This window comes from Anaeromyxobacter sp. SG17, from assembly GCF_022690695.1.
Lineage (GTDB): Bacteria > Myxococcota > Myxococcia > Myxococcales > Anaeromyxobacteraceae > Anaeromyxobacter > Anaeromyxobacter soli.
Window position 1 is genome coordinate 1 of sequence record NZ_JALCYX010000112.1, and the last position, 10,174, is coordinate 10,174.

Annotated in this window: 2 protein-coding genes; both read left to right on the forward strand. The window is 76.2% G+C overall.

What is annotated here, in order from left to right:
* Positions 1-132: 132 nt before the first annotated feature.
* The gene (locus MNY60_RS22395; RefSeq protein ID WP_242361931.1) at positions 133-9,030 is read left to right on the forward strand and encodes a tetratricopeptide repeat protein; all 8,898 of its coding nucleotides are present in this window, start codon (positions 133-135) and stop codon (positions 9,028-9,030) included.
* 57 nt (positions 9,031-9,087) lie between these two features.
* A partial coding sequence (locus MNY60_RS22400; protein WP_242361933.1) for a GYF domain-containing protein occupies positions 9,088-10,174 on the forward strand: 1,087 nt, incomplete at its 3' end.

Below are 10,174 nucleotides of genomic sequence, written 5' to 3' on the forward strand. Positions count from 1 at the left end.
CGCCGCCGCGCCCGCGCCCACGAGGCCGAGGCGCGCTTCGCCGCCGACCCCGCCGCCCGGGCCGCCGCCTGGCGCGCCGCCGCGCGGGTCCACGACCAGGAGCTGCACCAGGTCTCGCTCGCGTTCCTCGCGATGGCCGAGGCGGTGCGCGCCGCGCCCGCAGACGCCGCGCACCGCGCCGAGCTCCGGCGCCTCGCCGCAGAGGCGCAGGAGCAGGAGGCGTGCGCCCGCGTGTACGACGCGATCGGCGAGAGCGCGCCGCCGGAGCTGCGCGCCGCGATCTTCCGCGAGCGCGCGGAGCTCGCCGACGGCCGCAAGGACCCGGACCGCGCCGCCGAGGGGTGGAGCCGCCTCCTCGCCGCCGCGCCCGGCGATCGCGAGGCCCTCTCCGCCCTGCGCCGCCTGCACCGCTCGCGCGAGCGGTGGGGCGAGCTCGCCGACGTCTGCGCCGAGATCGCGCGCCGCGCCACCGACCCCGCGGCGCGGGAGGACGCGCTGCGCGAGGAGGCCGCCGTCGCCGAGGGCAAGCTCGGCGACCCGGATCGCGCCGCGGCCGCCTGGAGCGGCGTGGCCGCCCTCGCCCCCGAGGACGCGGAGGCGGGCGCAGCGCTGGAGCGGCTGCACGAGCGGCTCGACCGGCCCGCGGACCTCGCCGCCGCGCTGGAGCGGCGCCTCGCGCGCGGCTTCGATCCGGAGGCCGCCGCGCGCCTCGCCGAGCTCCGCCGCACGCGCCTCGACGATCCGGCGGGGGCGCTCGAGCTGCACGGCGAGCTCCTCCGCCGCGATCCGGCCCGGATCGCCTCGCGCGACGCGATCGTCGCGCTCGCGGCGACGCCGGGCGAGGTCGGCCGGGACGCGCTCGACCTCGCGGACGCCGCGCTCACGCAGGCCGGCGAGCACGCCCAGCGCATCGCTGCGCGCGAGGGGCGCCTCGCGGCGATCCAGGATCCCGCCGAGCGCGCCGGGCTCCTCGCCGAGATCCGCGCCGTGATGGAGCGCGATCTCGGCGAGCCCGCGATGGCCTTCGTGGCGGCCTGCCGCGCCTTCTCCGAGGGCGGCGGCGCGCGCGCGGGGGTCGCGGAGGACCTCGAGCGGCTCGCCCGCGCGACGGGGAACGAGGACGCGCTGTGCGACGTGTGGGAGGAGGCCGCCCGGTCGGAGGCTCCGGACGAGGGGCTCGCCCTGCGCCGGAAGGCCGCGCGCCTGCGCACCGAGCACGGCGGCGGCGCCCCGGCGATCCAGGCGTGGCGGGGGGTGCTCGAGTCCGTCACCGACGACGCGGAGGCGCTCGAGGCCCTCGAGGCGCTCTACGCAGCGGCGCGCTCCGCGTCCGAGCTCCTGGAGCTCGCCCGGCGGCGCGCGGCGCTCGCCGAGGGGCCCGAGCGCGCCGAGCACCTGCTCCACGCGGCGCGCGTGGCCGAGGAGCTCGGGGATCCGGCCGCGGCGCTCGAGGCGTACCGCGCCGCCCGGGCCGAGGCGCCCGCGGACGTCGCGGCGCTGGAGGGGCTCGAGCGGCTCCTGCCGCGGGGCGACGCGGAGTGGCTCGAGGTGGTCGCCGCCCTCGCGCACGGCGCCGCCGGGGATCCCGGGCGGCGGGTGCCGCTGCTCCTGAAGCGCGCCGCGGCCCTGGAGGCCGGCGCCGACGCGCGCCCCGCCATCGAGGCGTACGCCGACGTGCTCGCCGAGCGGCCGCGCGATCCGGGCGCGGTCGCCGGGCTCGAGCGGCTCCTCGCGCGGCCGGACGCGCGCGGCGACGCGGCGCGCGTGCTCGAGGACGTGCACCGCGCAGCCGGCGACGCGCGGAAGCTGGCGGCGCTCCTCGAGGTGCGGCTCGAGACGTCGGACGACGCCGAGCGGGTGCCGCTCCTCGCCGAGATCGCGGCGCTCCAGGAGCGGCTCGGGGACCGCGGGCGCGCCTTCGGCGCGAAGCTGCGAGAGCTGCAGGGCGCGTTGAGGCGGGGCGCGGACGCGCCCGGTGCCCGCGCCGAGCTCGAGCGGCTCGCCGCGGCGACGGGCGCCTGGGAGGAGCTCGCCGGCGCGTTCGAGGACGCGCTCGGCACGCCGGGGCTCTCCCCGCAGGTCTCGCTCGAGCTCGAGCGGCGCCTCGCGGTGATCTCCGCGGATCGGCTCGGCCGGCCCGACGCCGCGGCGCGCTGGTACGAGAAGATCGCGGAGGTCGCGCCGAGCGCCGAGGTGCTGGGCGCGCTCGCGCGCGTTTACCGGAAGCTCGGCGCGCACCGCGAGCTGGCGCGGACGCTCGGGCGGCTCGCCGACGTCGCTCCGGCCGCGGTCGCACGCAAGGAACTCCTGCTCGAGGTGGCGAAGATCATGGCTGAGCAGCTCTCCGACCGGGACGGCGCGGTCGCCGCTTACCGGAAGATCCTGTCGGTCGATCCCGAGGACCCGAACGCCCTGCGCCTGCTCGGAAAGCTGCTCGGCGCCGCCGAGAAGTGGGACGAGCTCGCCACCGTGCTCTCGCGCGAGGTCGCCGTCGCCGACCGGCAGCCGAACCTGGTCGCCGAGGCCGCCGAGCTGCGCTACCGGCTCGGGCGGATCCGCCACCAGCGGCTCTCGGACGCGGACGGCGCGCTCGACTGCTACCGCGCGGTGCTCGAGAAGGTGCCGCGCCACCCCGCCGCGCTCGCCGCGCTCGAGGACCTCGCCCGCGGGAGCGGGCCCGCCGCGGTCGAGGCGGCGATGCTCCTCGAGCCGATCTTCGCGGCCGAGGGCGAGCACGCGAAGGTGATCGAGGTGCTGGAGGCGCGCGCGGCCCACCAGACCGAGCCCGCCGCCCGCGCGGCGCTCCTGCGCCGGGTCGCCGCCGTGTACGGCGGTCAGCTCAAGAACTCGGAGATGGCGTTCCTCGCCGCGAGCCGGGCCCTCGCCGCCGACCCCGACGCGCTCGAGTCGCTCGAGCTCGCCGCGCGGCACGCGGAGGCGGCCGGCCTCGAGGACGAGCTCGGGGCGCTGCTCCAGGAGCACGCCGATCGCGCGCTCGACCCCGCCGCGCGCGCCGAGTACCAGCGGCGCATCGCGCGGCTCGCGAACGACGATCCGCGCCGCGCTGCAGAGGCCTGGCAGCGGCTGCTCGACCTCGCGCCGGACGACCGGGAGGCGACCGCGGGGCTCGTCGCCGCCCTCCGCGAGGGGGGAGAGCCCGAGGCGCTGGCGCAGGCGCTGCGGCGCGCGATCGCGCAGGAGGAGTCGCCCGACGGCCTCGCCGCGCTCCTCGCCGAGCTCGCCGCCGTGCAGGACGAGCGGCTCGGCGACCTCGCCGGCGCGATCCAGAGCCTGCGCCGGCTGCTGGACGTCGCCCCGCACGACCGGGACGCGCTCGCGCGCATGGACCGGCTCTGCGTCCGGACCGAGCGCTGGGTGGACCTCGGCGAGGTGCTCGCGCGCGAGATCGACGCCGCGGCCGCCGCCGGCGACGACGCGGCGCTCGTGCCGCTGCGCCAGCGGCTCGCCGAGCTGAAGGAGACGCGCCTCGTGGACCGGGAGGGCGCGCTCTCCCTCTACGAGGAGGTGCTCGCGGCCCGCCCGGATCACCCGGAGGCGATCGCCCGGCTGGAGGGGATGCTCCAGAAGGATCCTGCGAACGCGCGCGCGGCGACCATCCTCGAGGGGGCGTACGGCCGCGGCGGCGACTCCGCCAAGCAGGCCGCGGTGCTCGAGCTGCGCGCCGCGGAGCGGCCGGACCCGCTCGAGCGCAAGGCGCTCTACGTGCAGCTCGCGGAGCTCCGCGAGCGGCAGCTCGGCGACCCGCAGCTCGCGTTCCTGGCGCTCTGCAAGGCGTTCCGCGAGGACCCTGCCGACGGTGCGCTGCGCGCCCGCATGGACGCGCTCGCCGAGACGAGCGGGCACGACGAGGAGCTCGCGGCGATCTACGAGGACGAGCTCGACCGGCTCCCGCCGGTGGAGACGGCCCAGGTCGCCCTCCGGCTCGGCGCGCTCTACGAGGAGAAGCTCGCCGAGCCCTCCCGCGCGGCGGGCTTCTACCGGAAGGCGGTCGCGCTCGACGAGAGCTCCGCGGCGCAGGCGCTGCCCGCCCTCGAGCGGCTCTTCCAGCGGCTCGAGCAGTGGGAGGACCTCGCCGACGTGCTCGCGCAGCGCGCCCACGTCGCGCAGGGGGCGGACCGGGTGCAGACCCTGTTCCGGCTCGGCCAGCTGTGCGAGGAGCGGCTCGCCGCGCCGGACCGCGCCGCCGAGGCCTACGAGGCCGCGGCCGCGGCCGACCCGCGCCACGTCGCCTCGCTCCGCGCCCTCGAGGAGCTCTACGAGGCGGCCGGCCGGCGCGAGGACCTCTTCCGGAACCTCGCCGCGCAGCGGGTGGCGCCCGGCGACGCCGCGGCGCGCGAGCGCGTGCTCGCCAAGATGGCCGCGCTGGCGGCCGACCTCGGCCACCTCGACGAGTCGGTCGCGCTCTGGAAGGAGCTCCTCGCCGCGCGGCCGCGCCACGACGGCGCGCTCGCCGCGCTCGAGGACCTCTACGAGCGGCTCGAGCGCTGGCAGGACCTCGCCCAGCACCTGCGCCTGCGCGTGCAGGCCACCGTGGACCGGCGGGAGATCGCCCGGCTGAACGACAAGCTCGGGGCGATCCTCGGCTCGCGCCTCGGCGACCTCGCGCAGGCGACCCAGTCGTACAAGGCGGTGCTCGACTCGGATCCGAAGAACCGCCGGGCGCTCGAGGCGCTGCGCGACATCCACGCGGCGCAGGGCGACGTGGAGGCGCTCGCAGGCGTCTACCGCCGCCTCGTGCCGGTGCAGGAGGACGCGGCGGGCGTGAAGCGCGTGCGCCTCGAGCTCGCCGAGGTGCTGCTCCGCGCCGGCAACAAGCGCGAGGCCATCGAGCAGGCGAAGCTCGCGTTCGACATCGAGCCGCACGGGGCCGACGAGCTGGTGCGGATCGAGGAGGTGTTCCGGGCGGCCGGCGCAGCCGCCGAGGGCGTGCGGGCGGCGGAGGCCCGCGCGGCGCTCCTCGCCGCGCAGGGCGGGCCCGCCGAGGCGATCCCGGCCTGGCTGGCGGTGGCCGAGCTCTGGAAGCAGCAGCGTCGCCCGGACGCCGCCGCCTCGGCGCTCGACAAGGTGCTCGAGCTCGACCCGGCCAACCGGACCGCCTACGACGCGCTGCGCGCCATCCACCAGGCGGCCGGCAACTGGCGCGCGTTCACGCGGGCCTGCGACGTCTTCGCCCCCAACGTGGTCGATCCCGCCGAGAAGGTCGCGCTCCTGAAGGAGGTCGCGGGCGTCCACGAGAAGAAGCTCGGCCAGAAGGAGATGGCCTTCCTCTCCTGGTGCCGCGCGCTCGGGGAGGCGCCCGGCGACGCCGAGGCGCTCGAGGCGGCGGAGCGGCTCGCCGACGAGACCGAGGCGCACGAGGAGCTCGCCGGGGTGCTCGAGCAGGTCTCCGAGGAGGCGCGCGGGATCGTGCGCGCGCGGCTCATGCTCCGGCTCGGCAAGCTGCGCGACGAGCGGCTCGACGACCTGGAGGGCGCGGAGGCCGCCTTCCGCCGCGCGCTGGAGGCGGATCCGGCGAGCCCGGAGGCCCTCGAGGCGCTCACCGAGCTCTTCAAGCGGCGCGGCCGCGTGCGCGACCTCGTCATCACCCTCGAGCAGAAGCTCGAGGCGGCGGCGGGGCTCGAGGAGAAGAAGGCGACCCTGCTCGAGGTCGCGAAGATCTACGACGGCGAGCTCGGCGACGTGGACGAGGCGGTGGGCGCGCTCCGGCGCGTCCTCGAGCTGGACGGCGCGGACGCGCTCGCGCTCGAGGCGCTCTCCGGCCTCTACCGGCGCGAGCAGCGCTGGGCGGACCTCGCGGGCGTGCTCTCCCGCGCGCGCGACCTCGCGCCGGACGACGCGCAGCGGATCGCGTTCCAGCTCCAGATCGCCGCGCTCTACGAGAACGAGATCGGCGACGACGAGGCGGCGGTCGAGGCGTACCGGACCGTCCTCGGGCTCGACGACCGGAGCGCGGGCGCGCTCGCCGGCCTCGAGCGGCTCTACACGAAGCTCGACCGCTTCGCCGAGCTGAACCGGGTCTACGAGCGGCAGATCGCGCTGGCCGAGGACCCGCGCGAGCGGGTGCGGATCCTCGCGAAGAGCGCGGGGATCCACGAGGAGAAGCTGCACGACCCGCGCGCCGCCATCGAGAAGGAGGAGGCCATCCTCCGCGTGGACGGCGGCAACCTCGCCGCCGTGAAGGGGCTCGAGCGGCTCTACCGCGACGAGGGGCTCTGGGACCGGCTCATCAGCGTCATGCAGCACCACCTGTCGCTCGTGACCGACCGGCGCGAGCAGGTCGCGCTCGAGGTCGCCATCGGCGAGGTGTGGTGGAAGGAGATGTCCCGCGTCGACCGCGCGGAGGCGATCTTCAACCACGCCCTGCAGCTCGACCCGGACTCGCGCGAGGCCGTCTCCGCGCTCGGCCGGCTGTACGAGCGGAGCGGCAACTGGAACCTGGCCCTCGACATGCTGCGCCGCGAGGCGCGCATCGCCGGCGGCGCCCGGGACGCGGTCGAGATCCACGTCCGCATCGGCGCCATCCACGAGGACATGCTCATGGACGCGGCCGGCGCGAAGGAGGCGTACGCGCGCGCGCTGCAGCTCGACCCGGGCTGCCTGCCCGCCCTCCGCGCGCTGAAGGGGATCGCCGAGCGCGAGCGGGATCGCGACCGGTTCCTGGAGATGCTCCTCGAGGAGGCCCGCTACACGCCGGACGCTGCGGAGAAGACCGGCCTCTACGCGTCGGCGGGCCGCATCTACCACGAGGAGCGCGACGACCGCGATCAGGCGGCGCGCTACTACGAGGAGGCGCTGAAGCGCACCGCGGGCTTCCCCGACGCGGCGCGGCCGCTCGCGGACATCTACGTCGCGCAGGCGCGCTGGCCGGACGCGGAGCGCGTGCTCGACGGGGTGGTCGAGGCGCTCGCGCTCGAGGGGGATCCGAAGGAGCTCTGCCGGCAGTCCTACCGCCAGGGCTACGTCGCCGAGAAGCTCGGCAAGCGCGACAAGGCGCTCGCGTGCTACCGCCGGGCCTACGAGCTCGACTCGACCTACCTGCCCGCGCTCGAGGGGCTCGGGAACCTGCTCGTCGCCGAGCAGCAGTGGGAGGAGGCGCTCCGGATCTTCACGACCGTGATCGTGCACCACCGCGACGCGCTCACCGATCTCGAGGTCGTCGAGACGCACTGGCAGATCGGCGAGATCGCCGGGAAGCTCGGGCAGACCGAGCGCGCCGCGAACGCCTACAAGAAGGCGCTCGAGATCGACGCGAACCACGAGCCGTCGCGCAAGAGCCTCGTCGCCGCCCTGGAGGCGATGGGCGACGTGGAGGGCGCGGTGGAGCAGCGGCAGCGGCTGCTGCCCCTCCTCGAGGGCCCGGCCAAGCTCGCGAACCTCGTCGCCATCGGCGAGGCCTGTCGCGACCGGCTCAAAGATCCCTACCAGGCGATCGACGCGTTCCTCGCCGCCTCGAAGCTCGATCCCACCGCGCTCCCGGTGACCGAGGCGCTCCTCGGCCTCTACCGCGAGACGCGCCAGGGCCAGAAGTCCGCCGACGTGCTCGCGCAGATCATCGCCCGCCCGGAGGTCCAGGCGGATCCGGTCCGCGCGGCGCGGCTGCACGCCGCGCTCGCCGACGTCCTGCAGGACGAGGTGAAGGACGAGACCGCGGCGGTCGCGGAGCTCGAGAAGGCGCTCGATCGGAACCCGCGCCTCGTCCAGGCGTTCGCGAAGATCGAGGAGATCCTCACGAAGGGGAAGCGCTGGACCGACCTCGAGCAGGCGTACGTGCGGATGATCCAGCGGCTCCCGAAGACGCCCGACGTCGCGCTGGCGCGCGTCGCGCTGTGGCGGACGCTCGGCGATCTCTACCGCGACGTGCTCCGCAACGAGGACGGCGCCCGCACCGCGTACGGCGTCGTCGCGCGCTCGGACACGGAGGACGCGGCCGCGCTCGAGGCCTATGCCGATCTCGCCGCGAAGAAGCCCGGCGAGGAGGCCGGCGCGATCGCCGCCTACCGGCAGCTCGTGAAGCTCGGGGCGAAGCCGCAGAAGGCGGCCTCCGCGCTCGTCTCGCTCCACGCCGCCCGCAAGCAGTACGACCTCGCCTACGGCGCGGCGCAGGTGCGCGTCCACCTCCTGGGCGGCGCGAGCGGCGACGAGGTCCAGGTGGTCGGCCGCCTCAAGAAGTTCGCGCGCGATCAGGCGAGCCGGCCGCTCGACGACGCGCTCTGGGCGCTCCTCCTCCACGAGCGCGTGAAGGGGCCGCTCGCCGACATCATGACGCTGCTCGCGCTGCACGCCCGCGGGATGTTCGTCCAGCGCGAGAAGGACCTCGGGATCACGCCGAAGAAGGACGAGCTCGACGTGCGCGGCTCGATGCTCTTCTTCGCGAACATGTTCAAGTACGTGGAGCGCACCCTCGGCTTCGAGGGGCGGCTGCGGCTCTTCCGCAAGGACGACGTCCCGCAGCGGCTGCAGCTCGTGCCCACGGAGCCGGCGGGCCTCGTGGCCTCGGAGGACATGTTCCGGGAGCGGCCCAAGAAGGAGCTCTGGTTCGCGATCGCGAAGGCGATGGCGTTCGCGCGCCCGGAGCTCCTGCTCGCCCGGCTCATGCCGCACGACCAGCTCGACCTCGTCTTCCAGGCGGCCTGCTCGGTGGGGAGCTCCCGGTTCGTCGTCACGGCGGATCCGCACCTCGTCGAGAAGCTCAAGCGCGAGCTCGAGCGCACGCTGCCGGAGAACGTCACCAAGAACACCCTGAAGCTCCTCGCCCGGAGCTACTGCGACCTGCAGCACCCGGGCGACGTCCGGGCCTATCTCGACGGCGCGGAGCTGACCTCGAACCGGGTGGCCACGCTCGTGGCGGGCGACCTCGACGTGGTCCGCCGGGCGGTGGTCGCCGAGAAGCCCCAGGTTTCGAAGCTGAGGGAGGAGACGCGCCTCCGCGACCTCGCGGGGTTCTGCGTCTCCGAGGAGTACGGCACGCTCCGGGAGAAGCTCGGGGTGTCTTGCGTGGTGCCGGCGTGAGGTCCCGCTCCTTGACGCTGGACGCTACCCAAACCTAGGATCGACGCGGGCTTACCCATGAAATTCACCTGCGACAGCTGCAGCGCGCAGTACATGATCTCGGACGAGAAGGTCGGGCCGTCCGGGGTGAAGGTCCGTTGCAAGAAGTGCGGGACCGTCATCCACGTCCGCCGCCCCGCGGAGGAGCCCGCGGTCGCGCCCGCCGCGTCCGCCCCCATCCCCAGCGGCGGCCTCGACGTCGAGCTCGGCAACGCGTTCGACAACGCCTTCGGGGACGCGCCCGCGCGCAAGCCCGAGCCCGCGCCCGACCTCTCGGCCACGCAGGCGATGGGCGACGAGGACGCCGCACGCATCGCGGCGGCCCCGGCGCCCTCGACCGAGTGGTACGTCGCGATCGGGCAGGCGCAGGTCGGCCCGCTGCCGATCGCCGAGGTGAAGCGCAAGTGGGAGGGCGGCGACGTCGGCCCCGACTCGCTCGTGTGGCGTCCGGGGATGGGCGACTGGCAGCCGCTCTCCAGCGTCGCGGAGCTCGCGGCGCAGCTCGCGCCCGTGCCGCAGGGGAGGGGGTCCCGCCCCGTCGAGCCGCGCCCGGAGGCCTCGCGCGGCGACTTCGCCGCGCAGCCGGGGGCGGACGTCTCCTGGAAGCCGGTGGCGGCCTCCGCCCTGGCCGCCCTCGCGAGCGAGGAGATCGCCTCGAGCGGCGCGCCGGCGCAGAAGGCCGAGCCGAGGTCCCTCGGCGGCGTGAAGTCGCTCGTCGACGCGCTGCCGGAGGGCGGCGGGGTGGATCCGACCGGCGCGATCCCGCTCCCCATCAAGGGGCTCGAGAAGACCGAGGAGAAGAAGATCGAGCGCCGCTCGTCGGTGGCGCGCGGCGCCGAGGAGGCGCGCAGCCGCCGCAGCATCTCGCGCGCGGTCGGGGTCGGCGTGACCGCCGTGGCGCTCCTCGTCGCGGCCGGCGCTGCCGGCGTCGTCTGGTACACGAACAAGCAGCTCGAGCGCGTCCCGGCCGTCGCGGCCGTGCCCGCTCCCTCGCCTGCGCCCGCCCCTGCGAGCGCGCAGCCCGCCTCCGTGCAGCAGCAGGCGCCCGCACCGGCCGCCCCTGCGAGCGCCGGCGCGCCCGTCGCCCCTCCGCCTGGCGCGGTGG

Coding starts and splice junctions, on each gene's coding strand:
- MNY60_RS22395 (WP_242361931.1), top strand. CDS start 133: ATGGCCGAGGCGGTGCGCGCCGCGCCCGCAGACGCCGCGCACCGCGCC.